Source organism: Pleurocapsa sp. PCC 7319, assembly GCF_000332195.1.
In the GTDB taxonomy this organism is placed as follows: Bacteria; Cyanobacteriota; Cyanobacteriia; order Cyanobacteriales; family Xenococcaceae; genus Waterburya.
This window is the reverse complement of record NZ_KB235922.1, coordinates 3,834,287-3,859,691: the sequence shown is the minus strand read 5'-3', so window position 1 is coordinate 3,859,691 and position 25,405 is coordinate 3,834,287. Positions and strand designations below refer to the sequence as shown.

General features: G+C 38.5%; 23 protein-coding genes and 1 tRNA gene. 10 read left to right on the top strand and 14 right to left on the bottom strand.

What is annotated here, in order from left to right:
• Nucleotides 1-7: 7 nt before the first annotated feature.
• From PLEUR7319_RS0121555 to PLEUR7319_RS0121535, 5 genes are all read right to left on the bottom strand, one after another.
• A complete protein-coding gene (locus PLEUR7319_RS0121555; protein ID WP_019507307.1) occupies nucleotides 8-2,299 on the bottom strand; it encodes a xanthine dehydrogenase family protein molybdopterin-binding subunit in 2,292 nt (763 codons plus the stop codon).
• Nucleotides 2,299-3,291 (bottom strand): xanthine dehydrogenase family protein subunit M, encoded by a 993-nt coding sequence (locus PLEUR7319_RS0121550; protein WP_019507306.1) that lies wholly within the window; start codon nucleotides 3,289-3,291, stop codon nucleotides 2,299-2,301. Before PLEUR7319_RS0121550 ends, PLEUR7319_RS0121555 begins: the two co-directional genes overlap by 1 nt.
• Nucleotides 3,288-3,806: a (2Fe-2S)-binding protein gene (locus tag PLEUR7319_RS0121545; protein ID WP_071592961.1), complete on the bottom strand. Its 519-nt coding sequence runs from the start codon at nucleotides 3,804-3,806 to the stop codon at nucleotides 3,288-3,290. Before PLEUR7319_RS0121545 ends, PLEUR7319_RS0121550 begins: the two co-directional genes overlap by 4 nt.
• A gap of 246 nt (nucleotides 3,807-4,052) precedes the next feature.
• A complete protein-coding gene (locus tag PLEUR7319_RS0121540; RefSeq protein ID WP_019507304.1) occupies nucleotides 4,053-4,586 on the bottom strand; it encodes a thioredoxin domain-containing protein in 534 nt (177 codons plus the stop codon).
• A 227-nt stretch (nucleotides 4,587-4,813) separates the two neighbouring features.
• A complete protein-coding gene (locus PLEUR7319_RS0121535) occupies nucleotides 4,814-6,661 on the bottom strand; it encodes a GAF domain-containing protein (RefSeq protein ID WP_019507303.1) in 1,848 nt (615 codons plus the stop codon).
• A gap of 237 nt (nucleotides 6,662-6,898) precedes the next feature.
• Between PLEUR7319_RS0121535 and PLEUR7319_RS0121530 the strand changes: the two genes are divergently transcribed.
• Nucleotides 6,899-7,456, top strand: coding sequence for a pentapeptide repeat-containing protein (locus PLEUR7319_RS0121530; RefSeq protein ID WP_019507302.1), 558 nt, complete (start codon nucleotides 6,899-6,901; stop codon nucleotides 7,454-7,456).
• Nucleotide 7,457: 1 nt separating this feature from the next.
• Here the strand turns inward: PLEUR7319_RS0121530 and PLEUR7319_RS0121525 are convergent, their stop codons facing one another.
• Both PLEUR7319_RS0121525 and PLEUR7319_RS36320 read right to left on the bottom strand, forming a co-directional pair.
• Nucleotides 7,458-8,777 carry a hemolysin family protein gene (locus tag PLEUR7319_RS0121525; protein WP_019507301.1) on the bottom strand — a complete coding sequence of 440 codons (1,320 nt, stop codon included), beginning with the start codon at nucleotides 8,775-8,777 and terminating at the stop codon, nucleotides 7,458-7,460.
• 57 nt (nucleotides 8,778-8,834) lie between these two features.
• Nucleotides 8,835-9,086 carry a hypothetical protein gene (locus PLEUR7319_RS36320; RefSeq protein WP_036800565.1) on the bottom strand — a complete coding sequence of 84 codons (252 nt, stop codon included), beginning with the start codon at nucleotides 9,084-9,086 and terminating at the stop codon, nucleotides 8,835-8,837.
• A gap of 85 nt (nucleotides 9,087-9,171) precedes the next feature.
• Between PLEUR7319_RS36320 and PLEUR7319_RS0121515 the strand changes: the two genes are divergently transcribed.
• Nucleotides 9,172-9,244: transfer RNA gene (locus tag PLEUR7319_RS0121515), tRNA-Ile, on the top strand.
• A 74-nt stretch (nucleotides 9,245-9,318) separates the two neighbouring features.
• On the opposite strand, the gene PLEUR7319_RS0121510 is transcribed toward PLEUR7319_RS0121515, so the two are convergent.
• The gene (locus PLEUR7319_RS0121510; protein WP_019507299.1) at nucleotides 9,319-9,690 is read right to left on the bottom strand and encodes a hypothetical protein; all 372 of its coding nucleotides are present in this window, start codon (nucleotides 9,688-9,690) and stop codon (nucleotides 9,319-9,321) included.
• A gap of 89 nt (nucleotides 9,691-9,779) precedes the next feature.
• Here PLEUR7319_RS0121510 and pyrE point away from each other — a divergent pair, with 89 nt between their 5' ends.
• On the top strand, nucleotides 9,780-10,376 hold the full coding sequence (gene pyrE, locus PLEUR7319_RS0121505; RefSeq protein WP_019507298.1) for an orotate phosphoribosyltransferase: 597 nt from the start codon (nucleotides 9,780-9,782) through the stop codon (nucleotides 10,374-10,376).
• A 63-nt stretch (nucleotides 10,377-10,439) separates the two neighbouring features.
• Entirely contained in the window at nucleotides 10,440-10,967 is a 528-nt protein-coding gene (locus tag PLEUR7319_RS0121500) for a hypothetical protein (RefSeq protein WP_237743599.1), read from the top strand.
• A 74-nt stretch (nucleotides 10,968-11,041) separates the two neighbouring features.
• Here the strand turns inward: PLEUR7319_RS0121500 and PLEUR7319_RS0121495 are convergent, their stop codons facing one another.
• On the bottom strand, nucleotides 11,042-11,728 hold the full coding sequence (locus PLEUR7319_RS0121495) for a hypothetical protein (RefSeq protein WP_019507296.1): 687 nt from the start codon (nucleotides 11,726-11,728) through the stop codon (nucleotides 11,042-11,044).
• 129 nt (nucleotides 11,729-11,857) lie between these two features.
• On the opposite strand from PLEUR7319_RS0121495, the gene PLEUR7319_RS0121490 reads away from it, so the two are divergent.
• Both PLEUR7319_RS0121490 and PLEUR7319_RS36315 read left to right on the top strand, forming a co-directional pair.
• Entirely contained in the window at nucleotides 11,858-12,805 is a 948-nt protein-coding gene (locus PLEUR7319_RS0121490) for a lysylphosphatidylglycerol synthase transmembrane domain-containing protein (protein WP_019507295.1), read from the top strand.
• Between the two features lie 618 nt (nucleotides 12,806-13,423).
• Nucleotides 13,424-16,531, top strand: coding sequence for a caspase family protein (locus PLEUR7319_RS36315; RefSeq protein WP_019507294.1), 3,108 nt, complete (start codon nucleotides 13,424-13,426; stop codon nucleotides 16,529-16,531).
• Between the two features lie 332 nt (nucleotides 16,532-16,863).
• Here the strand turns inward: PLEUR7319_RS36315 and PLEUR7319_RS0121475 are convergent, their stop codons facing one another.
• The 4 genes from PLEUR7319_RS0121475 to PLEUR7319_RS36310 form a co-directional block, all read right to left on the bottom strand.
• Complete coding sequence (locus tag PLEUR7319_RS0121475) at nucleotides 16,864-17,589, bottom strand: class I SAM-dependent methyltransferase (RefSeq protein ID WP_019507292.1); 726 nt, start codon at nucleotides 17,587-17,589, stop codon at nucleotides 16,864-16,866.
• Between the two features lie 221 nt (nucleotides 17,590-17,810).
• Nucleotides 17,811-18,062, bottom strand: a complete 252-nt coding sequence (locus PLEUR7319_RS0121470) for an FKBP-type peptidyl-prolyl cis-trans isomerase (RefSeq protein ID WP_019507291.1) — start codon at nucleotides 18,060-18,062, stop codon at nucleotides 17,811-17,813.
• 257 nt (nucleotides 18,063-18,319) lie between these two features.
• Entirely contained in the window at nucleotides 18,320-18,472 is a 153-nt protein-coding gene (locus PLEUR7319_RS41415; protein WP_019507289.1) for a hypothetical protein, read from the bottom strand.
• 127 nt (nucleotides 18,473-18,599) lie between these two features.
• The gene (locus PLEUR7319_RS36310; RefSeq protein WP_019507288.1) at nucleotides 18,600-18,740 is read right to left on the bottom strand and encodes a hypothetical protein; all 141 of its coding nucleotides are present in this window, start codon (nucleotides 18,738-18,740) and stop codon (nucleotides 18,600-18,602) included.
• A 335-nt stretch (nucleotides 18,741-19,075) separates the two neighbouring features.
• Here PLEUR7319_RS36310 and PLEUR7319_RS36305 point away from each other — a divergent pair, with 335 nt between their 5' ends.
• From PLEUR7319_RS36305 to PLEUR7319_RS0121435, 4 genes are all read left to right on the top strand, one after another.
• Nucleotides 19,076-20,293 carry a hypothetical protein gene (locus tag PLEUR7319_RS36305; RefSeq protein ID WP_019507287.1) on the top strand — a complete coding sequence of 406 codons (1,218 nt, stop codon included), beginning with the start codon at nucleotides 19,076-19,078 and terminating at the stop codon, nucleotides 20,291-20,293.
• 28 nt (nucleotides 20,294-20,321) lie between these two features.
• The gene (locus tag PLEUR7319_RS0121445; RefSeq protein WP_019507286.1) at nucleotides 20,322-21,470 is read left to right on the top strand and encodes an anhydro-N-acetylmuramic acid kinase; all 1,149 of its coding nucleotides are present in this window, start codon (nucleotides 20,322-20,324) and stop codon (nucleotides 21,468-21,470) included.
• Between the two features lie 76 nt (nucleotides 21,471-21,546).
• Nucleotides 21,547-21,984: a hypothetical protein gene (locus PLEUR7319_RS0121440; RefSeq protein WP_019507285.1), complete on the top strand. Its 438-nt coding sequence runs from the start codon at nucleotides 21,547-21,549 to the stop codon at nucleotides 21,982-21,984.
• Between the two features lie 64 nt (nucleotides 21,985-22,048).
• Nucleotides 22,049-23,578 (top strand): serine/threonine-protein kinase, encoded by a 1,530-nt coding sequence (locus tag PLEUR7319_RS0121435; RefSeq protein ID WP_019507284.1) that lies wholly within the window; start codon nucleotides 22,049-22,051, stop codon nucleotides 23,576-23,578.
• Between the two features lie 61 nt (nucleotides 23,579-23,639).
• On the opposite strand, the gene PLEUR7319_RS0121430 is transcribed toward PLEUR7319_RS0121435, so the two are convergent.
• On the bottom strand, nucleotides 23,640-25,169 hold the full coding sequence (locus PLEUR7319_RS0121430) for a YifB family Mg chelatase-like AAA ATPase (RefSeq protein WP_019507283.1): 1,530 nt from the start codon (nucleotides 25,167-25,169) through the stop codon (nucleotides 23,640-23,642).
• Between the last annotated feature and the right edge of the window lie 236 nt (nucleotides 25,170-25,405).

Here is a 25,405-nt window from a genome sequence, read left to right as displayed (position 1 = left end):
AATTCTTTCATAACAACTTATCGGGAGTAATAGGCAAATCACGAACCCGTTTACCAGTGGCATGATAGACAGCATTGGCTACGGCTGCTGCTACTCCAGTGGTGCTAATTTCACCTATGCCTCGCGCTCCTAAAGGATTAAAATGATAGTCGGGTTTTTCGACAAAAATAGCTTCAATTTGGGGAATATCTGCCTGAATCGGTACGTGGTAATCGGCTAAATTATGAATAATTACGCGACCAGAATGAGGATCGAGGAGTGTTTCTTCCATTAATGCCATGCCAATCCCAAAAATTACACCACCATAAATTTGACTGCGAGCGGTTTTTTGGTTGAGTACTCGTCCGATATCAAAAGCTCCCACCATACGAGTAACTCGAACTTGGTTGCGACGAGGATTAATCCGAACTTCAGCAAAATGCGCTCCAAAAGAATGAAAAGCAAATTTTTCGGAATCTGCACCTTCGTCTTCTACGACCCCTGGTTTAGTACGGGCTGCGATGGATTTATAGCGCGCTCCTCGATCTTGAGGTGATACTTCTGCTTCTACCAAGGGTAAGTGATGACGTTGTAAAATCTCTTGATAGGTTTCTCCGATATTAGGAGATTCAGCTACAAAAATACGTCCTTGTTCGGTAGTAATGTTTTCTACAGTGTAATTATGCAGTGGAGATTCAGAATCGGCGATCGCTATTTCAATTAATTTAAGACAAGCAGCCTCACAAGCTGAACGCACTGCGGGACTGACACTGCCTGCGGTTGAAGAACCACCAGATACCGAGGCTTTAGGCAATTTCGTATCGCCTAATTCAAATTTTACTCGCTCTATTGGTAAACCCAGAGTATCAGCAGCTATTTGGCTCATGATTGTATAGGTTCCCGTGCCGATGTCGTGAGTAGCGCTACCAACAATTACTTGACCATTAGCTAAAATTTGAGCTTTAGCAGCAGCAGGAAAGCGATAACCTGGATAGGTTGCTGTTGCCATCCCCCAACCAATTAGCTCGTCTCCATCTCCCATCGAACCAGGACGAGGATCGCGATTTTGCCAGCCAAAAGCATCAGCAGCGCGATGATAACACTCGATTAAATATTTGCTCGACCAAGGTTTATTGGACTGTGGATGTCGATCTGCATGATTAATGATGCGAAATTCTACGGGATCGATATCTGCTTTGTAAGCTAGTTCATCCATGGCTGATTCTAAAGCAAAAGTACCCGATGTTTCCCCAGGTCCTCGCATTGGTGTCGGCGTACTGACATTGACTCTTGCTATATTATGTTTGACCTCTAAATTGGGACAAGCATAAAGTAAAGTTGTAGTCATTCCACAAGGTTCTGCATGATCACCAATAAATGAGGTTTCGGTATCGGTAAGATGGCGAATTGCAGTTAGTTTTCCGGTATCATCTGCTCCTAATGTGATCTTTTGTATAGTGCGTGGACGATGTCCACAAGCAGAAAACATCTGCTGCCTGGTTAACATTAACCTCACAGGACGATTAACTTTACGAGCAGCGATCGCAGCTAATAAGGGATGAGTCCAGAAAAGTCCTTTGCAACCAAACCCTCCCCCGACAAAATGAGAAATTACCCGTACTTTTTCTTCAGGTAATCCTAATCCTTTAGCCAGCATTCCTCGCGTACCCATAACCCACTGAGTCGCATCATATACCGTCAATTCATCATCATGCCATTCGGCAGTAGTTGCCGAGGTTTCCATCGGATTATGATGTTCTAAGGGAGTTGTATAGGTTTCTTCAATAGTGACTGACGCTTGTTTTAGTCCGCCTGACACATCACCACGACTGGGTTGTAACTTTTCTCCCGCATCATATTTTTCTGACTGTTCTAAGGCTTGCTCAAGGTCGAATACTGGTTCTTCTATTTCGTAAGCTATCTTAGTTAGTGAAGCAGCTAGTCTTGCTTGTTCCAAAGTTTCAGCGATGACAATGCCAATATGTTGACCATCAAAATAAATGCGATCGCTCTGTAAAGGTAAAAACTTATCTCCTGGATAACCACTGCCAAAATCTCCATCTGCTAAAGCATTGATTTTTGGTGCATTCTGATGAGTCAGTATTGCTAATACTCCTGGTAATTCAGCTTCAGAAGTATCGATAGCTTTAATTCTTCCTTTAGCGATAGTACTCTGGATTAAATAGCCGTGAGCAATTCCTTCTAAGGGAAACTCTGCCGAATAACAAGCTTCTCCCGTAACTTTAAGTCTTCCGTCTACACGAGAAATGTCCTTTCCTGTTTGCTGTTGAATATTAGTTTTGTCTTGAGTACTGGTCATTAATCGATCTCCATTGTTGAGGCAGTTAATAATGCTTGTACCAGTGTCGATTTAGCTAAATCGATTTTAAAACTGTTATGGGGATAGGGTTGCGCCCCTTGTAATGCTGCTACTGCTGCTGCTGTAAAATTCTCTTCATTAGCAGCTACATTAACTAAAGCCGATTCTGCTGCAGCGGATCTCCAGGGTTTCGTTCCTACTCCTCCCATTGCCACTCTGGCATTGACGATCTTGTCCCCTTCGATTTCTATAGCTACTGCTGCGGAAACTAAAGCGTAAGCATAAGAATAGCGATCGCGTACTTTCAAGTAATGCGATCGCTTTGCCCAGGGTAAAGATGGTATTTCCACGGCTTCGATTAATTCCCCATGTTCTAAGGCTGTTTCCCGATGAGGAGTGTCTCCCGGAAGCAGATGAAAATCTTCAAAAGCAATACGTCGTTCCTCACCATTGGGTTGACGAGTCTGTACTACTGCCGCTAAAGCAGCCAAAGCAACACACATATCTGAGGGATGAGCAGCAATACAGCGATCGCTTGTACCAAAGATAGCGTGCATCCGATTAATTCCTTCAATAGCGGGACAACCCGAATTGGGCTGCCGTTTATTACAGGGATAAGAAACATCGTGAAAATAAGAACAGCGATTGCGCTGCATTAAATTTCCCCCTGTAGTTGCCATGTTACGTAACTGGGGGGATGCTCCTGCTAAAATTGCCTGGGATAATACCGGATAGCGATCGCGTACTGCCGAATGATAAGCAACCTGGGAATTGGTAGTGGAGGCACCAATACACAGCCCACCATCATTTTTAACGGCAATCTCTCCAGGAAGCCGGCGAATATCAATCAAGCGTTCTGGGGTTTCTACCCCTTCTTTCCACATATCCATAAAGTTTGTTCCCCCGGCAATAAACTTAGCCTGAGGATTTTCAGCGACTTGAGTAATAGCATCCGTGCGATCGCTTGCTCGTTCATAAGTAAAATGTTTCACGCAAGTACCTCACTGTTGCCTTTTGCTTCTTTTATTGCCTCTAGGATGCCTAAATAAGCACCACAGCGACAAATATTACCACTCATCAATTCGCGAATTTCAGCATCAGTCTGTGCCTGTCCTTCTGCGATTAAACCTACAGCTGACATAATTTGTCCGGGAGTACAGTAACCACATTGAAATCCATCGTGTTTAATAAAAGCTTCCTGCACAGGATGTAACTTATTATCTTGGGCTAAACCTTCGATCGTCGTAATTTCTTCTCCTTGATGGGCTGCTGCTAAAGATAGACAAGAAACAACTCGCTGTCCTGCAATTAAAACTGTACAAGCACCGCACTGTCCATGATCACAACCTTTTTTCGTTCCTGTCAGGCCCAAATACTCACGTAATGTATCTAATAAAGTCACACAGGGTTCGAGCTGTAACTCGTGTTCTGTGCCATTAATATTTAACTTGACTGACATCGTGTTAGAAGAACTTACAGAAGCTGACTGTGTCTCTTGTAGTGGCATTTGGTCGAGTATCGAAAAGTGCCGGTTTGAGTTGGCATTGCTCATTTATTTATTCCTTGACTTTACTGAATATCTATTTCTGTTGAAAATTTTCTAACTGTTGCCACAACAGAAAATCAACATAATTGCCGAATATTTTAATCGAGCGACGACTGCGCTATGCAGACTCCTCAAGTTGAACGTCAAACTGAATCAAGACGGGATACTTTATTAGTTTAGTCTAGTATTAGATCTCAACCAATGTTTCTAACTAACAGTCTCTAAAATCTGTATTAGCAGAGCTTCCAGGTTCTGCGTTCCTTCATGACGAATACCAATAAAAAAAGTCGGAGTTCGCTCTACTCCATGTTCCATTCCACTATTAATATCTTCTTGTAAACGATCACGATGAATACAGTCGCTTAATTCTCTTAATACACGAGGAATATCAAGTTCTAAACTCACAGCATATTCGATTAAATTGCCATCTTCCAATGCTTCTTGGTTTTCAAACAGCATGGAGTGCATTTCCCAAAATTTACCCTGTGAGCCTGCTGCTTCTGCGGTTTCTGCTGCCTTGACTGACTGAGGATGAAGCTCCGGTTGAGGAAAGTGACGAAAGACAAAACAGAAGCGATCGCCTAATTGTCGTTGTAGTTTCTCAACAGTTGAGTATGCCTGTCCCGACTGAGAACATTGATAATCTCCATATTCCATTAAAACTATAGCGGTAGTAGAGTTTCCTAGAACATGGTCATTGGGTCGTAGCGGAGGAATTTCAGCCGGGTTGATTTGGATCATGGACAATTAACGTAATTTTTGTTGAAGTGTTATTAATAAGCCGTTTAATTCATCCTAAGGATATACAGGTTTTGATTTCGCCCCCTCATAGTTAGGAATTTTTAGCCAACTAAAGATAGGTATCAAACCTTAACTTTTGGCTAGGTGTAACTAGCACGGCATAAAGCGGCAAAGCCGCAGCTATTAGCTATTAGCTTTTTTGATCAATTAAATAGTAAAAAGTCCCATCAAATTTCTGATACTTCATTCATCATCGTTTCACAAGGAAGAAAAATTATAAAGTTAGTTTGTCTTGGTTGACTTGCTAACTGAATTTTGCCCCCCAAAAGTTCTACTAATTTCTTCACGAGAGCTAGTCCAATACCAGTACCGCCATATTGCCAAGGATCGTGGTTGGGAATTCGATAAAATTTGTCAAAAACTCGCTGTTGTTCAGAGAGAGGGATTTCTATACCTGTATTACTAACAGTAAGTTTAATTCCATCCTGCATTGGTTGAGCTGAAATGATAATCCTTTCTCCCGCAGGTGTATATTTACAAGCATTATTAAGTAATTCTGTTAAAGCTCGTTTAATTGTCGATACATCTGATTTAAACAGGGGCAAGCTTGGAAGTACGTCCACCAACAGCTCTTGGTTTTGAGTATTAATTCTTTCCTGGAAGGGTTCGATAATTTGCGGCAGCCATACCGACAGCTCGAGCCATTGCATTGTCATGGTTTCTTTCTTGGCATCGATGTAGCAGAGAGTTAGCAGATCATCAACTAGTTGATTTTGTCGTTGACAAGCAGAACGAAAAATATCCAATACTCTAGTAAATGTTGCAGATTTATTGCTACCTATCTCTTTTTCTAGCAGTGCCTCTAGAGTTTCTGAAGCTAGCTGAATACTGCTCATAGGAGTACGCAATTCATGAGAAATTGTTCTCAAGAAATCGTCTTTGATGATATTTAATTTGGCAAGTTCTTCAACTTGTATTTGAGACTGTTGATATAATCGAGCTTGTCTAATCGCGATCGCGCATTGATTGGCAACCTGTTCTACCAACATGATTTCTGATTGTTCAAACAGCTCTTCTTTGGGTCGGAGGAGCCAAAGATTCCCCAAAATACCTCGATCATCAAAAATGGGACAGACTAATCTAGTGGCTTGAATTTTGCGAGGACTAAGCTCAGGAACTTTCTCTACAAATTGAAGAGATTGTTTTTGTAGTAGTTGTTGATAAAGCTCAGGAAAATTAGCTACTTGTCTCACTGTTCCCTGGCAATTAGGGGATTCAATTGTATATTCGTAAGCAACAGTCGCCATGGAGCGATCGCTATTGTATAGCTCGATTTTACAGCGTTCTATCTTTAAAACTCGTCCTAGTTCTTGAGTAACTGTCTGCAATATTTGAGGTTCATCAAGGCTATCTCTTACCTTTTCGGTTACTTTGCGAATCAAAGTTTCAAACTTGACCGAACTTTGTAGTTTTGCTGTCCGCTGCTTGACTTTTTGCTCTAAGTAAGAATTAAGGCTCTGAACTTGTTCATAAAGTTCGGCTTGTTGTACGGCAATTCCTACCTGTGTAGATAGTTGTTTGAGTAATTCTACCTCCGCAGGTTGCCATTGACGAGACGATTCACAATGATGAGCAATCAAAAGTCCCCACAATTCTCCGTTAGCAAGAATTGGCACCACTAAATTGGCTTTAACTTCAAATGCATTGAGTACATCAGTATAACAAGGAGCTAAATTAGCTTCTAAAACATTCTCAATGATATGAATTCTTCCTTGCCGATATTTTTCAATATGCTCGGCAGCAAAACAAGGATCTTCAATCTTAAACCCAAAAACAGTTTGCGCTTGGTATCTGATCGATTCCACTACGACCACCCCACTCCAGTCAGGCTCAAAACGATAAATTAACACTCGATCTGTTTGCAAAAACTGTCTTACCTCAGCAACGGTTTGACTAAGAATGACTTCTAGATCTAATGACTGCCTAATTCGTAGGGCGATCGCTGTTAATAGATTTGCTTGTTCCTGGCTGAGAGCAAAAGTCTCTGAATTATTGTTGGCGTTGGAGTCAGGCAAAAATTATTTTTCCTGTAGACACTTTCAATTTTTTAAATATTAATGCAAATCTTAATGTTTTTTAAAGCTTTACCGTGTAATTTTAATTAATTGTTAAATTTACTGCTCAATTTACTCGATACAAATCTTAATTCATCATTAATCTGAGTATTTAGACTTACAAAAACTGATAGTTTTGTAAACAAATGTTAACAAAGTAGTACTAACAATTTCAGTCAGCAATATTTACAGGATGGTATGAACACAGAAGAACTTTTGAGACAATATCAAGTTGGAGTGAGAAACTTTCAACGAGTCGATCTTGCCCGAGTAATTCTTAGAAACACTAACCTAGCTAAAATTGACTTTAGCCAAGCAATATTGACTGAGGCTGACTTCACAGGAGCTAACTTAGAGGAAGCAAATTTTTATCAAGCCATTCTAGATCTGAGTAATTTAAGTCAAGCTAGATTAACCCGAGCGGATTTAAGATCTACTTCTTTGCAATCCGCATTGCTATATAAAGCTTCCTTAGGCAAGGCGCAGTTGCAAAAAGCTAATCTTAGCCAAGCCATTTTGAAAAGGACATTTTTACGGGATGCCAATCTCAGCCAAGCCATATTAATTAAAGCTAATCTCAGCCAAGCTAACTTAATTGGTGTCAATCTGACAGGTGCAGATTTGACTGAAGCAAATTTAGACAATACTTTTCTACAAGAAGCAAATTTGTTTCAAGCTTGTTTAGCAGGAATAGATTTAAAGCACACTATATTAACTGGAGCAATAATGCCAGATGGCAGTGTTTATCACAATTAATCTAACGGTGAATGAGAATTTGGTAAAGTCGATTACTGTCAGCAATAGTTACAGTGAAATCAAGGTCTTCGTATTGAAGCTTTTCTCCCTGTTGAGGTATTTTCTGCCACTGCTCTAACAAAAAGCCACCCAAGGTATTGTAATTGTCTGCTAAGGGAAGATCTAAATCTAGTTGTTCATTAACTTCCTCAAGATTCATTTGTGCCGAGACGAGGAATGTATTTTCATCTAATTCTTGGATAGCTTCAATCCCGGTTTCGGGATCACTGCCTGCATCACCAACAATCTCGGCAACTAAATCATGGAGGGTAATTAAACCAGAAGTTCCTCCAAATTCATCAATCACGATCACCATTTTTTGGTGCGATCGCTGCATCATTGGCAACAATTCGTTAAGGAAGGTGGATTCAGGAATAAAACTAACAGGTTTAATCCAGGGCTCAATGGTCGATTCATTTGATAATTGACCTTTAGCTAATGGCTCAGATAATTTTTTGTAATGAATAATTCCTTGAATATCGTCTAGAGAATCACCGATAACAGGGTACCCAGAGTAGCCTGTTTCGGCAACAGTTTGTAGTAGTTCTTCAAAGGTGGTGGTCAGGGACAGAAATTTAATATCGGTTCTGGGAATCATGACTTGTTCAGCAGTATCGTCATGAAAGTCAAAGACATTTTTGAGTAGTTGTCTTTCCTCCGCTTCTAAACCAATAGATTCTCGATCTGTAGCGATAATTAACTGTAATTCTTCTGAGGTAACTTTTTTGTACCATCCTTGTCCACTATATTCAACTCCCACTAGTTTCAAGAGTAAACGAGTTGATAGGTTTAAGATAGCCACAAAAGGGCGAAAAATACGAGCTATTACAACACTGGGAGGCCCAAAAAACCTAGCTAGTTTTTCGGGGTACATTAAAGCTACAGATTTGGGACAAAGTTCCCCGAGGACAATTTGTAAATATGCCAAGATAACAAAAGCTAGGGGGATTGCCAATGAATGGGCGATCGCTTTGGAAACAAAGGAAGGTAGAGACAAACGTTGGATTATAGCAACAATAGATACGGCCATCGTTTTCTCGCCTACCCACCCCAAAGCAAGACTGGAAAGAGTGATACCTAACTGGGTAGTAGATAAAAGGCGATCGATACTCCTTTGTAAAGACTGTACGGTTTGAGCTTGAATGTCACCCTCTCGAACCAGTTGACTAATACGAGAACGACGGACAGAAACAATCGAAAATTCCGCAGTAACGAAAAAAGCATTAATTGCAATTAGTAAAAAAACACCAACAAAGGTTAACAACAAATTTTGACCAACCATCGATTAACTAACGATGAGTAATAAATATTAGATGCCATCGCGTAACTTGCTTTTTGCTCATTTATTTTTAGAGTGAGTTAAATTGTATACCTTGGTTAAAATATCCTTTTCCTTAATGATTTTTAGACCTTTATGCTTTCCCCCCAAGGGTTTTTGGCTGCTGGTATCCTCAGAATTGATATCAGGTTGAGTTACCACTTTAAGAGCTTCTCGACCCATGAAATAGCCAACATAAGAGCTAGCTACCCCAGCCAGAAGCATCATCAGAAATAAAAATATGGTCAGCCAGAAGTTAACTCTTACTTTCATGCGATCGCAATTTTTTTTGAATGAATTTTGTCAAAGATACAAGACTTACTAATATAATGGTCTACTAGAGAAAAAAAATAAATACCCAGGGTTGGCCGAGCGGTTTAGGCAACAAACTCATAATTTGTGCTAGGCAGGTTCAACTCCTGCACCCTGGATACTAATCATGTATAAGATTAATTTTAGATCTATCGACAGTGATGACTCTTTCTTTAAAGTCAATAGCTAATGGCTAATAGCTAATTGCACTATAGCTTGGATTTTCTTTAAGGGAAGTATCATAGGGATTTTCCAGATCTCTAGTGTACATGCGCATTCCTGTTGCTGCTTGTTGCATCATCCCCTCTTGATATACTCGATCAACAGCTTTACCGTCGCTAGAAATATGCTGCTCGGGAAATCCTGTAAAACCGAAGATAGTGTTGAACTGACCCCAAATACTACTTTGTTTGAAAGCATTTTTGCCCTTGGTAAAATAGGCATCTTCAAACGCCTCATGAAGAGGCATCATTTCTGCTTGGGCTGGAAGTGAAAATAAGCTGGCAAGGGTTGATACTACTAAGATTTTGGATAATTTAGTTAATTTAGTAAACTTAATAGACATTACTTTATTGATGGATTAACTTCTGCTCAATCCTAGCTGATGATTTAGTGAAAGGACAGTCTAGAAGTATTATTTTCACTTCATAAATTATGAATACAGACCAGATTTCTATTTCTTCTCTAGCTACGGCTAATACTGATACTCTACGACAAGTTCTTTTAGATTTAATTGTCAAATATGCCTACGTCGAAGGAGATTTTGTTCTCTCTTCTGGGGCAAAAAGCGACTACTATATCAACTGCAAGCAAGTAACCCTTAGAGCCGAGGGGGCATTAGCATTAGGTCGCTTATTATTTCAACTATTGCCAGAAGATACGGCAGCAGTAGCAGGTCTTACTTTGGGGGCAGATCCCATGGTTTGTGCCGTGAGTGTTGTTTCTGCTTGGTCAAATAAACCTATTCCTGCTTTAATTATTCGTAAAAAACCCAAGGGACATGGAACGCAGGCTTATATAGAAGGACCATCTTTGACACCAGGAGCAAAGATAGTTGTCTTAGAAGATGTAGTTACTACAGGAGGTTCAGCTTTAACCGCAGTCGAAAGATTGCAGGATGCTGAATATCAAGTAATACAAATTCTCTCTTTAGTAGATCGAGAACAAGGAGGAAGTGAACTTTATCAGTCCAAAGGAATTGATTTTCAAGCTTTATTTTCGATCAAAGAAATTCAGCAACACTCAACTTAAAAATAATTTACTTTTCGTTATGTTGGGTGAGAATGTTATTGGTTAAGCTAGAGAGGTAATTATATGATACATACCTTAATTCCTATGGAATCTTCATCTCGCACTTCTAAACCAATAAACTGGTCAACAGTCATCATGTTTGCTTTGGGATTTTGGCTAAGCGCTAGTTTGGTCTTTGACTTGTTGGTTGTTCCTGGGATGTTAACCAGCGGCATGATGAGTGAGTCGGGTTTTGCTAGTGCTGCCTACATTATTTTTGGCACTTTTAATCATCTAGAACTATTGTGTGCTGCTACTGTTTTAGCCGGATGCTTGGTCTATCGTTACGGTTATCGGTTAACCAGTGAAATCAATTACAAGTCGATATTAACTGCAGCCATTTTATTGGTTATTTCTATTGCTTATACCTATATTTTGACTCCTCAAATGAGCAGTATGGGAATGTCATTAGATATGTTTGCCAATACAAGCTCTACTTCTGCCTCTATGACCGCCATGCATATAGTTTATTGGAGTTTAGAGGTAATTAAATTAGTTGCAGCTACTACTTTATTGCGCGGTTTCTATCGCAGTTCTTGTAGCCTGGCTTAATCTTTGACAATAGCTTTGTTAGCGTTGGGATATTAATCAAAACTAGAGAATTAAATAGTGCAGAAACAATTGAGTTATTGTTTCTGCACTATATTTTTTTTAATTTCATGTTGGCAAATCCACCAAAAGTAAATAGTTAAATTTATTAAGCCAACTAACTTCGTACCATCTTCTAACATGGCATGAATGCCACGACTGCTAATTGGCGTAATATCGATCGCACTAGAAAAGCCGAATAAACAAAAAGATAATAGTAAAGGGATATAGGGAGTGTGACGAATTGTGCTCCGAAATGCCCAAGCATAGAAAATCAAAACTACACCATACAGAGTATAGACGCTTAGTTTAACTAGCTTACACGTTCCAAAAAAGGCGCACATGATTAAGGTTAAACGAAAGCGATCGTCAAAGAAGAGTAGCAGCATGATCAGTGCGCTAACAAATAAAAAGATTTTGAAACGACGGTTGGCAGGAGGTAATAAAATAGCAGAAAATAAGCTGATGGCGATCGCAACACACCACATTATCTCCGAAATGCTGGTAAACCAGCCTAAATAGAACATCCCAACATAAAAAGGATCGCTAAAGAGACTTTCGATACCTGCGCCTTTACTTTTGATTTTGGCATAAATACTCAGCAGACTCAGAATCACAATAGTGATAATATTTAACCAAATTAGAATCGGGATACGGTTAAAATGCTGCTTTCCTTTATTTAACCAAAATTTAAATTGGGGAAAAGCATTGAATTTTTCTCTCATTAGTAGCAATCTAAAATTTTTGAACCTATTGAGGCAAACTGATATCATCTTCCATACTACATAAAAGCAGAAAGTAAAAATGGATGAAGGCAATCTTCTCTACGGAGGAGTTTTTGCCAATCACTAACTATGAATCTCAAACGGTTTGTTTCCTTGGTAATTAGCGTTGCTATTTTACTGTATATCTATGCTCAGATTGATGTTGTCAATCTCCTCCAAGTTTTTCAAAATTGCGATCGCTTAATGTTAGCCATCAGCTTAGGGATGGTTATTCCGATTACCCTGATTACCGCTTGGCGACTACAACAGTTAGTACCACAGCAAAGTTTAGGATTTCTAGAAGCTAACCGTCTAATTTTGGGAGCGAGTGTTCTCAATATGGTGTTACCGTCCAAGATGGGTGATATTGCCAAAGCATATTTTATGTGTGAACGCTCCAATTTGAGCGGGGGACTGGCTTTAGCAATTTCTATTTTTGAAAAAGCTTGTGATTTACTTTCTTTGTTGCTGTGGTGCGTTTTTGGCTTGATTTTATATCCTGCCAAAGATCCTCTATTTTGGACAATGACCTTAGGAGTAGCAACGGGATTGGCTTTAGGCTTGTTATTATTAAGCTCTCAACAATTTGCCGATTTATTTTTTAATTTAGCTATTAGTTTTGCCCCTAAGTCATTAAAAATTAAGCTACAGAAAATGCAAGTCTCCTGGCGAGAGATGTATAGCTATTTTTGGAGTAATAAACCGCAATTATTACTAATTAGCAGCACTTCAGTATTTATTTGGTTCTTGCATCTACTGCAAATTTGGCTGTTTATCTTGGCTTTAAAAGCTTTCACTCCCTTTATTATTAGTTTAGCCCTCTCTCCCCTATCAATATTGGCAGGATTGCTCCCTCTAACCTTTGCTGGAATAGGCACTCGCGATGCAGCGATCATCTATTTTTATCAAAATTACTTGAGTGATGCAACAGGAGCAGCTTTGGGTTTATTGTGTACTTCTCGCTATTTTATTCCTGCTTTAATTGGCTTACCTTTTTTGGGACAAATGCTTAGTGCAGCTAAAAAAATAAATGATTAGAGAAAACTCACGAGAGAACTGACGCTTCGCTTGTGGGTTTTCACCTTCTATAAAGTTTTGTAGTCTCTTTAAGCTACTGATTATATATGTTAATAAAATATTACAATAAACATCTCATAATAAGAGGTTACTTTGGCTATGTTATTAACTGTAAAAGCTTCTTTGAGTCCAGATCGTACTCTTAAATCTTCTTTCTTATTTAAAACCACTCCCCACGCAATAGGGTTTCATCATTAACCTAAAATTCATAATTTCAGTAATCCCAGTTTAACTAACTGCGGATTTTACCAAGCTCCTTCGAAGCTAAAGTAGCAAATAGCAAATAGCAAATATGACTCCGAAGTCGGTATAAAGCCTCTTACTCTAGGAAGAGGTAAAACTTGCTACTTGCTACTTGTTATCTGCTACTTGTGAATTGGCTAGTAATTACCTGAAGACCAGTGTATAGTCACCTTTTTCATCACTGACTAGCAACTCTTTACCTCTTTACAAAGAAATCAAATATCTTCAATCAGTGGGAATTTAATTGAGCTTCGCGCGCTATTCAATTCATTCAACACTAGTTGTCTGCTTTCCTATAATTAAACTTTTTTTTACTCCCAGCAGCAAAATTTGATTATGTCTCCTAAATTTAAACGTAGCGTAGCCATAATTATTGGTATCGATAACTATCAACATGGTATTCCAACTCTCAGAACAGCTGTTAACGATGCTAAAAAAATCTCTCAGATTCTGCATAACTACCATGGTTACAAAATTTGGGGATTATTAGACGAAAAAGCAACGTTAGCCAAATTTATACGTTTGATAGAAGAATCTTTACCAAACAAAATTCTAGAAAGCGATCGCCTGATTTTCTATTTTGCGGGACACGGTATTGCTCTTAACGGTGATGATGGACCTGAAGGGTTTTTGATTCCTCAAGATGCTCGAATGGGGGACACCAGTAGTTATTTACCAATGGTGCAACTGCAAAAGGCTTTGGATAAATTGCCCTGTCGTCATTTTCTAGGAATCCTTGATTGCTGTTTTGCCGGGGCATTTCGTTGGTCTAGCACTAGAAAGTTATTGGTTATCCCCGAGGTCATTCACCGACAACATTACGATCGCTTTATTGAAGCTTCTGCATGGCAAGTAATTACTTCTGCAGCTCACAATCAAACAGCATATGATAACCTAGCTTTAAAAGATGATCGTGGAGAAACCGACAGTCATCATTCTCCTTTTGCGGCAGCTTTAATTGAGGCTTTGCAGGGTGATGCGGATTCTAATCCTCCAGCAAAAAATGGAAAACCTGCAGGGGATGGAGTCATAACTGCCACGGAACTATACTTATATTTGCGCGATCGTGTAGAACTAGCCACCGAAGAAAATGGAACAAAACAAACCCCTGGTTTATTTCCCTTCAATAAACACGATCATGGAGAATACATTTTTCATACTCCTGGACATGAACTGAACTTACCTGATGCACCGCCCCTCGATGAAAGCCAAAATCCTTATCGTGGTTTAGAATCTTTTGACCAGGAACACCACAATCTATTCTTTGGTAGACAAGCTCTAACAGAAAAGTTATACCAGTTTTGCCAACAGCGACCATTAACAGTAGTTTTAGGGGCTTCGGGAACAGGTAAATCGAGCTTGGTCAAGGCGGGATTAATTACTTATATCCAGCAGTTAAAAACAACAGAAAACCGATGGCAAGTTTTGTCTCCTATGCGTCCTGGAGAATCTGCCTTCAAAGCGTTAAATAAAATATTGTCAGAACACAATTCATCTGGCTCCTCAATTCTTAGTCTGACTAGCAGGGAAAAAAAAGAGGTTTTGACAGGCAAAATTGATTATATACTGGCTGCGGACGTTCGAACTAAGTTGTTATTGGTAATTGACCAAACAGAAGAACTAGTTACTCTATGTCGAAATAGGAGAGAGCAAGATGAATTTTTCCTTCTGTTGGCTGAATGGTTAAAAAAATATCCTCAACAGTTGCATATTCTCTTCACTCTTCGCAGTGACTTTGAACCCCAATTTAGAACTCTGATTTTAAAGTCGTATTGGCAAAAAGCTAGATTTGTAGTGCCAACCATGACCAGAGAGGAATTAAGAGAAGCAATTGAAAAACCAGCAGCAGCACGGGTGATGTATTTTGAACCTTACTCATTGGTGGAGCAATTAATTGATGAAGTAGTTCAGATGCCAGGAGCTTTACCTTTACTTTCTTTTGCTTTAAGCGAGCTGTATATTAAGTATTTGCAGAAATTCCGTGCAGGAATTAGAGATAAGCGGGTAATTACTCAAGAAGACTATCAAGAGATAGGAGGAGTAGCATACAGTCTGACTCAAAGAGCCAACAACGAATATGAAAAGTTAGTCCAACAAGATTCAGCCCAAGCTCAAACTATTCGTAATGTATTGTTACGCATGATTGCTGTAGGTGGAGGAGAAATAGCTCGTCGCCGAGTACTTTTATCGGAACTAGAATATCCTGAACCAGAAAACGGACGGGTTAAAAAGATGATTTTGCACTTCTCTGCTGCACGTTTACTGGTAGAAGGGCAAGATACTGAGGGAAACTCCTATGTAGAACCAGCTCATGATGCTTTGGTTCGAGGATGGTCAAAGCTGTTGGTATGGAAACAGCAGGAGGAAGAAAGTTTACTCTTACTACGGCGGCTAACACCCATAGCAAAAGAATGGAAAAATTTAGAAGATGGAGAACAGCCTTCTGGGAACAAACCTGTGGATTATCTATGGCATGGCAATCCTTATCTTAATGTATTAAAAGAAAAACTTGAAACTAGTAAATACTGGTTTAACCAGATAGAAGCTGAGTTTGTGCAGCGTAGTCTTCAAAGAAAGCGCAATAATAGGCTTCGTTCAACTAGCTCAATTACGCTAGGAGCAATCTTACTTACTATCTTGGCTTATACCATCATACAAATCTTATCAGCATTCGATCAATTCCAATTTGGTCTAATCAAAGTATTACGAGCATTTCCTCCTGAAGATGTGCTGAATTTTACTGATACTGAAGAGAGACAGGATATTCCTGGAAGGATCGAAAAAAAATCACCTAATAATGATTGGAAGGCTCTCTTGGAAAAAGAGGAAGAAGAGAAAAAAGCATATGCTATGCTTCGCAAATATAAACGAGGAAAAGTATTGGCAATTGGACATGAGGGCATTTTAACCCAGAAAAAAAACGTACAAAAAGGATTTTTGTTAATAGTACTCAACCTTCTTAGTGGAATTAATGATGACAAGAATGATGACAAGAAAATCAAAATCTTAATTTCAAATGGACATTGTGAACATGTAACCAAAAATGGAGGCTGGGACAACAAAAAAATTTCAGAAGAGCAACTTAATAAATGGAATTATGAAATAGAAGAAATTTCTCAAGATATTAATCTTAATCAACTCAAAAAAGGTCGAATTTTGATAATTGCAAATGCCTGGGGGAATCTAAAAGATGCTGAAATTAATGCTATTAAAAAATTTGTTTCAGAGGGAGGGAAAATTATCGCTATTGGCACAGGATGGTCGTGGCAAAAATTTAGTCACAGCGATGATTTGAGAAAAAAGTTTGTCAAATTAAACGAATGCGTTAGAGATGGACAAGATCCTAGCGATATTGAAACATATCCTATGAATAAACTGTTAGTAGAATTTGGAGCTTATTTTACAGACGATAAAATAGAATTAGGGATTACATTAGGGAAGTGACTGTAAGACTCTGGTCTATTGAGCATCTCCATGTGGATAATTACGTAAATGTCTCAAAAATTGTGCCAAAGTGGCATTTGAACTATAAAAAACGTTTTGAATATCGCTAGGCGATTGCCCTCCGCCCTAAACAAAGGCTTAAGCTGCATATACTAGCTTCTTGCTCAATAGTCTCAACGGGTGGACCCCCCGCCTCGCTTCGCTTTTCGCGCTCCGCATCGCGAACCAGCAGAGCTGAGCGCCAATTAATCGAGAGGAGCGATCTAAGAAAGTTTAATTGTTTAATTTCTATATGAGACATTTACAATTAATAAGATTAGTTAGTGAGCTAACTAAATCTTATTTTGCCTTATTTTAAGTTGGTTGAGTTGATTGCCGATGAGTTTACCCAACTTATGAAAGTCTCCGACATACAAAAGTCGTAAAAAGTTTTGGACTTTAGCCTTGAAAATCAAAAAATAGCTATTTTTGACAATGTAAGGTTGTTGAGCATACCATTTTGCTTGGGCATACTTTTGAATTTTAGTAAAAATTGCCGATCTGGGCGGAGAATTTTTGTTTAATTTCCATTCTGGTTCTAAATTCAAAAACTGTTTTAAAACTAAACCAGTCCATAGCTGAGTATCATCGATGATGATTTTTCCTCCTACTTTTAACTTTTGATATGTATAGTACCAATCAATAAACGGTATAGGAAATGCATGAGAACCATCAATTAAAACTAAATCCATTTTGTTAATATTTAAAGATGGCAAAACCTTTTCCGAAAAATCTATTTTAAAATCTATTTTATCAGTATTTATTTGATGTCTTTGACAGTAACTCTTGATTCTGTCAACCTGTTTTTCACTAGGACAAATGCAAGTATGATGAGAAGATTTTATAGCAAAAAGTATTGTGCTAATTCCAGTACCTGTTTCTAAAGTTATGGAATCTTCATTAATATTATTATTAATAAAATAAAGGACTTCATCAGATAACTGCCATGAAGTCAGTTTACCTGGAGCTTCTTCATGTATCAAAGGAGGATTTTTCAATAATTCTTGTAATTTTTCCATGCCAAGTAATAGTTATAAATTTGACGCTATTGGTCATAAATAAAAGTATGTTAGCATTTAGTATGAGAGCTTAATATAAGTGAATACACGGAAATTTATTGAGTATTAATTAATCACACTCATCACTTTACAGCGCAAATCCACTCAATATTGTTCCAGGAGAGTCGGCAGAAATAAAGACGCTAAAGCTCTCAGAAGCTTTAGTATTGGGGTTATTAATGTCAATCTGCTTCCTGTAAAACTTTGATCTCAGCTATTAATTTGGCATTTTTAGGGATAACGCCAAGAATTCCCTTTTCTCCATAACCTAAATGGGGGCTAATAATTATTTTTCGATAGCCCTTTACTTTCATCCCTTGAACTGCATAAAAAATTCCTGGAACTAAATATTCCCGATCTATCCGTGTCCGATGTTTTAAAAAGCCATCATCATTAACCTTTATAGCAATACGAACTTTTATTATGACACTCATTACTCGTTACTCGTTACTCATTACTTACGAGCAATCAAATAAACTTGTCCTAACGTAATTTTGTACGGCTATAAATGTGGATCAATTGAATAAGATAAGCATTGATGCGGAACTTTTACCACATCACCTTTATTCAGGGTCAAGCGAATTGCGAGTATATAATATCGATGGCGTTGAACACGATTTCCAGTTCCTTCTGTTTCCTCAATTAGTTTGATTCCCTTTTTTAAGTTCATGCCAAAATTATTTGAGTTATTTTAGCGATCGCTAACTATTTGAGAAGTTAGCATTTTAGAATCTGATTGTAGGGGATCGATTGCGGAATATAGCCCCTCTTTTACTCGTTTACGAGATAAAACATTAACTACACTCCCACGAATAGAGATTTCTTTGCCTTGGCTCACTGCCATATCAATAAGCACTGATAACTAATAACTAAGCAAATAAAAAGCTAGTAGAAAATTTTTAATTCTACTAGCTGGTCATTGGAAAATCAATCTTTATTTTTCTTATCACATCATCATAGTACTAAAAGTATTATTCTTGATCATTACTAGGATCGCCACTAAAAGGTTGAACTCCTGTATTGGGATAGTCATCGTCAGTAGGTTCAAAAAGTCTTGCAACTCCGTTAACAAGATATTGAAATGTGTCTTGTATCCATGTAAAGATTTTCATGTTTTTTTACCTCTTTATTTAGCGACTATTTTAATCTAATAACTATTTAAATCTAACTCTAGATGCACCATTTATTCTCGAAATATTTATTAATTAATAATTGTTGTTTTCTTTTCTAGTTTTAGATTAGGCGAAAATTTTGAAGAACTTGTGAGCTTTTGGTAATAGTTATGACAGATGATAATTAAACCTTGCGGTTTGATTGGTTTGTAGGCTACAACGGTTAGTCACTAACAAATCAAGTTATTCGTCCTATGTCATCGCTACACTCATATTTATGTAGACTACGAATAGCAAGCATTGGTAGAAAATATCGACTATTTCTCAAACTTGGCATGGCTTCTGTTTGCTTGATTTTGCTGCAATCTTGTAACGTCTCTTCTGCCGTAAAGACTCCTCAGCGGCTAGCCAAACTTGTCAATCTCTCTCAGGAACCCCAAAAAATCCCTTCTAACGCTACAGACCAGAAATCAAATAATATCGAGGAGCGAGAATTATTTAACCAGCCGTCAGAATACGATCGGCAAAAATCCGACTTATTGACTGATACTGCAAAGCTACTGGCAGGAATGCGTATCAGTAACTACAGTCAGTTAGCTCAGGTAAAGAATTTAGCTGCCTGGTCTTCGCATATTGATTTTCTCAGCAATGCTTGGTCACAACTAGAATCTCAACATCTAGCGAAAATTCGTTATTGGCAACAAACCGAGCTATCTCCAATCATTGGCGATCGCACCACAGTTTTATACCCTTTTAGTCGTGCAGATTTTCTCCACACTTATACTTTATTTCCTCACAGTAAAGAATATATATTAATTGACTCATATCCTGTAGGAAATTTAGTTGATTTTGTCCAAGCTAAACCGCAGCAAATTCGACAAGAATTACAAAAAGCAAGAACTTATCTCTATCATATTCTATCGAATAATTCCTTACGTACTGAGGAAATTCACAATTTACAAACTATAGAAGCTCTACCTGCTTTATGTGTCTTGATAGCCAGAAGCAATAATCGCATTGTTAATATAGAGCATATTAGTCTTAACGAAGCAGGAATAATTATCCCTCAACAACCAGGAATGCTTACAGGAGTTAAAATAACTTTTCTTACTCCAGTTAACACTGAATTAAATTACTTATATTATTTTTCAAGCAATCTATCTAATCAAGAATTAGCTCAAAATCCAGAATTGAGTAAATTTATTGACAGTCGGCATAATATAGTTACTTATCTGAAATCAGCAGCTTATTTAATGCATTTTGATCGCTTCTCTAGCATTAAAGAATTAATCTTATCTCGAAGCAAATATTTATTACAGGATGATTCTGGGGTGCCATTAAGTGATTTTAATCCTCAAAACTGGAATTTTCATTTTTATGGAAAATATAGTAAACCAGCCGAGTTATTTGGCAATCAATATCAACCTGAATTATGGAAAGCATATAACTCTAAAAAACAAATTAAATCTCTTGATTTTGTCATTGGCAACCAATTATCTATTGACCACAACAATTTAATATTAATAATCAAGAAAAATAAAATAAGCAAGTAATAACTAATAATTAATAATCAAACTATAAATGAAAATTATCGGGTTGATGAGTGGAACTTCTGTTGATGGTATTGATGCCGTGTTAATAGAAGTTAGTGGTCAAGAAACAGATCTTAAAGTTGAGCTACTGGCAGGAGAAACTTTTGCTTATCCTGAAGAACTAAGGGCAAAAATACTGGCAGTGTGCAGTGGCAAGCCCATTTCCCTCGATAAGTTAGCTAGTTTAGATGATGCGATCGCTTTAAACTTTGCGCAGGCTGCCCAAAAGATCCAATCTCAGAAATCTCCAGCCAAATTAATTGGTTCTCATGGTCAAACTGTATATCATCGACCACCCTTAATAGAAGGAACTGATAAGAATTTAGGCTATAGCTTACAAATTGGTAGAGGAGAATTAATTGCTCATCTTACGGGAATCAAAACTATCAGTAACTTTCGGGCAGCAGATATCGCTGCTGGCGGAGAAGGTGCACCTATGGTACCAAAAGTAGACGCTTGTTTACTGTCTCATCCTACCAAAACTAGGGCAATTCAAAATATTGGTGGTATTGGTAACGTGGCATATTTACCACCAAACCAAGAATTAAATTGGCAGCAACAAATCCGTGGCTGGGATACAGGACCAGGAAATGCCTTATTGGATTTAGCAGTTGCTCGCTTAACAGATGGTAGGCAAACTTATGATCATAATGGTCAATGGGCAGCCCAGGGAACTCCTAATCAGCAATTAGTTGCTCAGTGGTTACAGCAGGATTTTTTTCAGCAGTCTCCACCGAAATCTACGGGACGAGAATTATTTGGTCAAGATTACCTAAATCAGTGTTGGCAAGATATGGAGCAAGCACAGCTTAATGATAGCGATCGCCTTGCTACCATTACAGAACTTACAATAGCCTCGATTGCCCATAGCTATGAGCAGTTTTTACCCCAGATGCCCGACGAAGTTTTACTGTGTGGTGGTGGTAGTAGAAATTTATATTTGAGACAACGCCTACAAGCTAAGTTAACATCGGCAAAGATTACTACTACCGATCGATCGGGAATTGATGGCAATTTCAAAGAGGCGATCGCTTTTGCTATATTGGCGTACTGGCGGGTTAATTCTATTGCTGGTAACTTACCTCAAGTTACAGGAGCAGCCAGAGCAATGCTACTAGGAGATATTCACGTACCGTAGATTACATAGATCAGAGCCAATGAAATATGAATTATAAATATATTAATTACCATATACAAATTATGAGGATAGGCTTGTGGCTCATAGTTTCTTATTAGAGTCGGGGTACTGGAATGTTGATGGTCATTGGTTAAAATCCAATTCTGCACTTGTTCCGCTCCAGGGAAATATTCAAATTAGCTGGAAGCGAGAAAACTGGTTTAAATTGACTACTAGTTTGACTTGTGATGATCAAACAGCGACCCAAATTATTTACGAATGTCGAGGCAACCTAAATTACGAAGAAAAATACTATACCTATGTTTCACAACACAGCCTTTTTGGGAATATTGAGGGAGAGGGGCGGCTCGGTTTTCAATCAATTATTCAGTATTACTGGTTTATGGGTACTGCCAAAAACTCTAGAGGGCTAGACTCTTATTACTGCATAGATCAAAATACATATCATTTCACCAGCAGTATTTTAGAAGGTCATAGTTTAAAAAGTACTATCGAAGCCACTCTCAAACGTTAATAGTATCTTGGAATTCAAAAGAGCTGATTTTAAATTTTCTCAAATTAGTTCTTATTGTATAAGTATGAATAAAGATCTTAATCACGGTCGATTACTTGCTAACCGTTACCAGCTATCTGATTTAGTGGGCGAAGGTGCTATGGGAAAAGTTTATCGTGCCAGGGACACTATCTTAGGTGGTGTTACCGTAGCAGTCAAATTTTTATCTCAAGCACTGCTAAATGATAATATGCGCGAGCGTTTCGAGCGCGAGGCAACAATTTCGGCACTATTGGGAGAAAAAAGTATTCATGTAGTTAGGGTCAAAGACTATGGTGTAGACAAAAATAATATACCTTTTTATGTGATGGAATTTCTTTCCGGAGCAAGCTTTAATGAAGTAATTCGCTTTAATCCTTTAACTTTGGACAGGTTTTTAACCTTAATTCGTCACGTTTGTTTGGGTTTAGAATCTGCTCATCAAGGTATTGATCTAAACGGAGAACTCTGTCGCATTATTCATCGCGATATCAAGCCTAGTAATATAATAGTAGTTCAAGATCCTACCCTGGGAGAAGTTGCTAAAATACTTGACTTTGGCATCGCCAAGTTAATCCAAGCCAGTGCCAACCAAACCCAATCTTTTATGGGGACTTTAGCTTATTGTTCTCCCGAACAAATGGAAGGACAAGAATTAGATAATCGTTCTGATATCTACAGCTTGGGAGTCATGATGTATGAGATGCTCACTATGGATATGCCTTTATTGCCTCAAAACTCTTCTTTCGGTGGATGGTATCAGGCACATCACAACTTCAAACCAGAGCCATTTAGCCATCAACTTCAGATCCCAGAAAAACTACAAACCTTAGTATTGCGCTGTCTAGCTAAAGCAAGAGAAGATAGACCTCAAAGCGTTAGAGAAATTTTAAATATTTTAGAGTCATTAGAATCATTAGAGTCAATACCGATTGATCACATCACAAATCCTAGCAATTTATTGATCCATGATGATCAGACACAAGTAGCTGTCGATAAAACTTTAAATACCGAATCTTCTATCACAGAAATATGTCTTCAAACGACCTGGCCTCAAAATAAGCCTTTGCGCAAAATTGTATTTGCGCAACTAATTTCTACTCCTTTAGGAGAAGCTCCCGTACTTTGTGTCATGTTAGACCAAGAGGATATTCACAATAGAATTGCGAGCATTTGCTATAACCAGTTTTTATACTTAAATTATCCACATCCAATGTTGCTCTGGATTACTCTGCTATACAATGCCGAACATGGTCCTAAATGGCTTTCATGTTACCTTGACCTTAAATCTAATAAAGGACAACAAATTAGTCGATCGCTCTCAGAACAGGGCAAATATCGTATTTTATTTTATGCTCTTAATCAATCCAGTCGTTGCCAACATGTAGCTAGTTCAGTAATTAATGCTCAGAATCGTAAGATGCTAGAGCAATGGGCTAATTTGAGTCAGGTAACAAGAAGTGTCGGTGATGTTACTTTAGCCAAAGAAATTTTAAAAACCGAACTCGAAAAGCTCAAAGACAAAATTTTATCCAAGGTAAAACAATCTAAATTAACAGATGCAAGTTCTGGCTAATAGAAAGATAAAATTTTTGTAAGGGCGAATCGCCGTTCGCCCCTATAAATATAAATATCCGCTATTGCATTCTATCTATGGTGCGATACTGAATGGCTTCTGCTAAATGATGACTTTGTAAGTGGCGATCGCCTGCTAAGTCAGCAATAGTCCGAGATACTTTTAACACCCGATCCATCGCTCTAGCAGATAAACCTAGTTTGCGTATTGCCCCTTCTAATAAATTGCGGCTGTCATCATCTAAGATACAAAATTCTCGCAGGTGGGGTGATCGCATTTCGGCGTTGCAGCTAATTCCGGTTTCCCCCTGAAAACGCTTTTCTGCTAGCTTTCGGGCAGTAACCACTCTTTCTCTCACGTCTTGAGAATCCTCTCCAAAAGTTTGTCTGGTCATTTCTTCTGGTTTAAGACGGTTAACCGCTACCTGCAAATCAATCCGATCCATTAACGGTCCAGATAATTTTGCCCAGTAATTTTCTCTTTGCCGAGGAGAACAGGTACAGTTTTGAATTGGATCGCCAAAATAACCACAGGGACAGGGATTTGTACTAGCAACCAAGGTGAACTGAGCCGGAAAAACTACCGATTGTCGAGTACGGGAAATCGTTACCTGACCGTCTTCAAGAGGTTGACGCAAATATTCCAGTACATTGCGTTTAAACTCTGTCAACTCATCCAAAAAAAGCAGACCTTTGTGGGCTAAGGAGATTTCACCAGGGCGTGGATAGCTACCACCTCCCACCAAAGAAGGACCAGATGCCGAATGATGAGGGCTACGAAACGGTCTTTCTGTAATTAATCGTCCTCGATCTTTGAGCAAACCAGCAACAGAATGAATCTGGGAAACTTCCAATGCTTCGGGGAAAGAAAGACTTGGTAAAATACCTGGAAGTCTTTTAGCCAGCATTGTTTTGCCACTACCAGGGGGACCAACAAATATTAGATTATGTCCTCCCGCTGCGGCAATTTCTAAGGCTCGTCTGGCGTGAACCTGACCTTTAACGTCCTTGAGATTAGGTATTGGCGGTCGAGATAGGCTGGATGGAAGTTGGTGTTCTACTGTGATGGGCTGATACTTATCTGGTTGATTGAGAAAGCTTGCTACTTGCTTGAGATTGTCAAATCCATATACTGCAATATCTTTGACAACTGCTGCTTCCTGAGCATTGCCGCGAGGCACAATTAATCCAGCAATTCCCATATTGGTAGCAGCGGCAGCAATTGGCAGTACTCCAGATACTGGTCTTAAAGTACCATCTAAAGAAACTTCACCATAAAACAAATAATCTCCTAACAACTGCGGATCTACCTGTTCTGATGCGGCTAAAATACCCATACTAATAGGCAAATCAAAGCATGGTCCTTCTTTACGTAAATCTGCGGGAGTGAGATTAATCACAATTTTACGTACTGGAAAGGCAAAATCAGCATTTTTGAGAGCAGCTTTAACTCTCTCTCTCGATTCTTGCACTGCCACATCCGGTAATCCCACAATGACAATCTTGGGCAGTCCACCAGAAACATCAACTTCTACACCTACCTTGATGGCATTAATACCTGCGATTGCTGCGCTCCAAACCCTTGCCAACATGAATTAATTAACTATTCATCCACCCCAGCCTATGCTTCCTCAATGTGATTAGCTAACCGAAAAATTACTAGTATTTGAGCGAGATAGATAATTCATTGGTTCTAGCTGATATTTTATTCTGGCTTTCGGGAACAATATAATTAATTGTTATGAAGAGCAAGCAATACTTTGAATAATACTAAATATATCTAATAGCTGGTACATCAGTTAGAGAACAATCACGAGCAGCCAAAACA

What these genes read in the sequence shown, in the direction of transcription:
- PLEUR7319_RS0121545 (WP_071592961.1), bottom strand. Translation starts at nt 3,806, where the DNA reads ATGCCACTACAAGAGACACAGTCAGCTTCTGTAAGTTCTTCTAACACG.
- PLEUR7319_RS36320 (WP_036800565.1), bottom strand. Translation starts at nt 9,086, where the DNA reads ATGAAAGTAAGAGTTAACTTCTGGCTGACCATATTTTTATTTCTGATG.
- PLEUR7319_RS0121540 (WP_019507304.1), bottom strand. Translation starts at nt 4,586, where the DNA reads ATGATCCAAATCAACCCGGCTGAAATTCCTCCGCTACGACCCAATGAC.
- PLEUR7319_RS0121495 (WP_019507296.1), bottom strand. Translation starts at nt 11,728, where the DNA reads ATGAGAGAAAAATTCAATGCTTTTCCCCAATTTAAATTTTGGTTAAAT.
- PLEUR7319_RS36315 (WP_019507294.1), top strand. Translation starts at nt 13,424, where the DNA reads ATGTCTCCTAAATTTAAACGTAGCGTAGCCATAATTATTGGTATCGAT.
- PLEUR7319_RS36305 (WP_019507287.1), top strand. Translation starts at nt 19,076, where the DNA reads ATGGCTTCTGTTTGCTTGATTTTGCTGCAATCTTGTAACGTCTCTTCT.
- PLEUR7319_RS0121470 (WP_019507291.1), bottom strand. Translation starts at nt 18,062, where the DNA reads ATGAGTGTCATAATAAAAGTTCGTATTGCTATAAAGGTTAATGATGAT.
- PLEUR7319_RS36310 (WP_019507288.1), bottom strand. Translation starts at nt 18,740, where the DNA reads ATGAAAATCTTTACATGGATACAAGACACATTTCAATATCTTGTTAAC.
- PLEUR7319_RS0121490 (WP_019507295.1), top strand. Translation starts at nt 11,858, where the DNA reads ATGAATCTCAAACGGTTTGTTTCCTTGGTAATTAGCGTTGCTATTTTA.
- PLEUR7319_RS0121445 (WP_019507286.1), top strand. Translation starts at nt 20,322, where the DNA reads ATGAAAATTATCGGGTTGATGAGTGGAACTTCTGTTGATGGTATTGAT.
- PLEUR7319_RS0121430 (WP_019507283.1), bottom strand. Translation starts at nt 25,169, where the DNA reads ATGTTGGCAAGGGTTTGGAGCGCAGCAATCGCAGGTATTAATGCCATC.
- PLEUR7319_RS0121500 (WP_237743599.1), top strand. Translation starts at nt 10,440, where the DNA reads ATGATACATACCTTAATTCCTATGGAATCTTCATCTCGCACTTCTAAA.
- PLEUR7319_RS0121435 (WP_019507284.1), top strand. Translation starts at nt 22,049, where the DNA reads ATGAATAAAGATCTTAATCACGGTCGATTACTTGCTAACCGTTACCAG.
- pyrE (WP_019507298.1), top strand. Translation starts at nt 9,780, where the DNA reads ATGAATACAGACCAGATTTCTATTTCTTCTCTAGCTACGGCTAATACT.
- PLEUR7319_RS0121525 (WP_019507301.1), bottom strand. Translation starts at nt 8,777, where the DNA reads ATGGTTGGTCAAAATTTGTTGTTAACCTTTGTTGGTGTTTTTTTACTA.
- PLEUR7319_RS0121530 (WP_019507302.1), top strand. Translation starts at nt 6,899, where the DNA reads ATGAACACAGAAGAACTTTTGAGACAATATCAAGTTGGAGTGAGAAAC.
- PLEUR7319_RS0121475 (WP_019507292.1), bottom strand. Translation starts at nt 17,589, where the DNA reads ATGGAAAAATTACAAGAATTATTGAAAAATCCTCCTTTGATACATGAA.
- PLEUR7319_RS0121510 (WP_019507299.1), bottom strand. Translation starts at nt 9,690, where the DNA reads ATGTCTATTAAGTTTACTAAATTAACTAAATTATCCAAAATCTTAGTA.
- PLEUR7319_RS41415 (WP_019507289.1), bottom strand. Translation starts at nt 18,472, where the DNA reads ATGGCAGTGAGCCAAGGCAAAGAAATCTCTATTCGTGGGAGTGTAGTT.
- PLEUR7319_RS0121555 (WP_019507307.1), bottom strand. Translation starts at nt 2,299, where the DNA reads ATGACCAGTACTCAAGACAAAACTAATATTCAACAGCAAACAGGAAAG.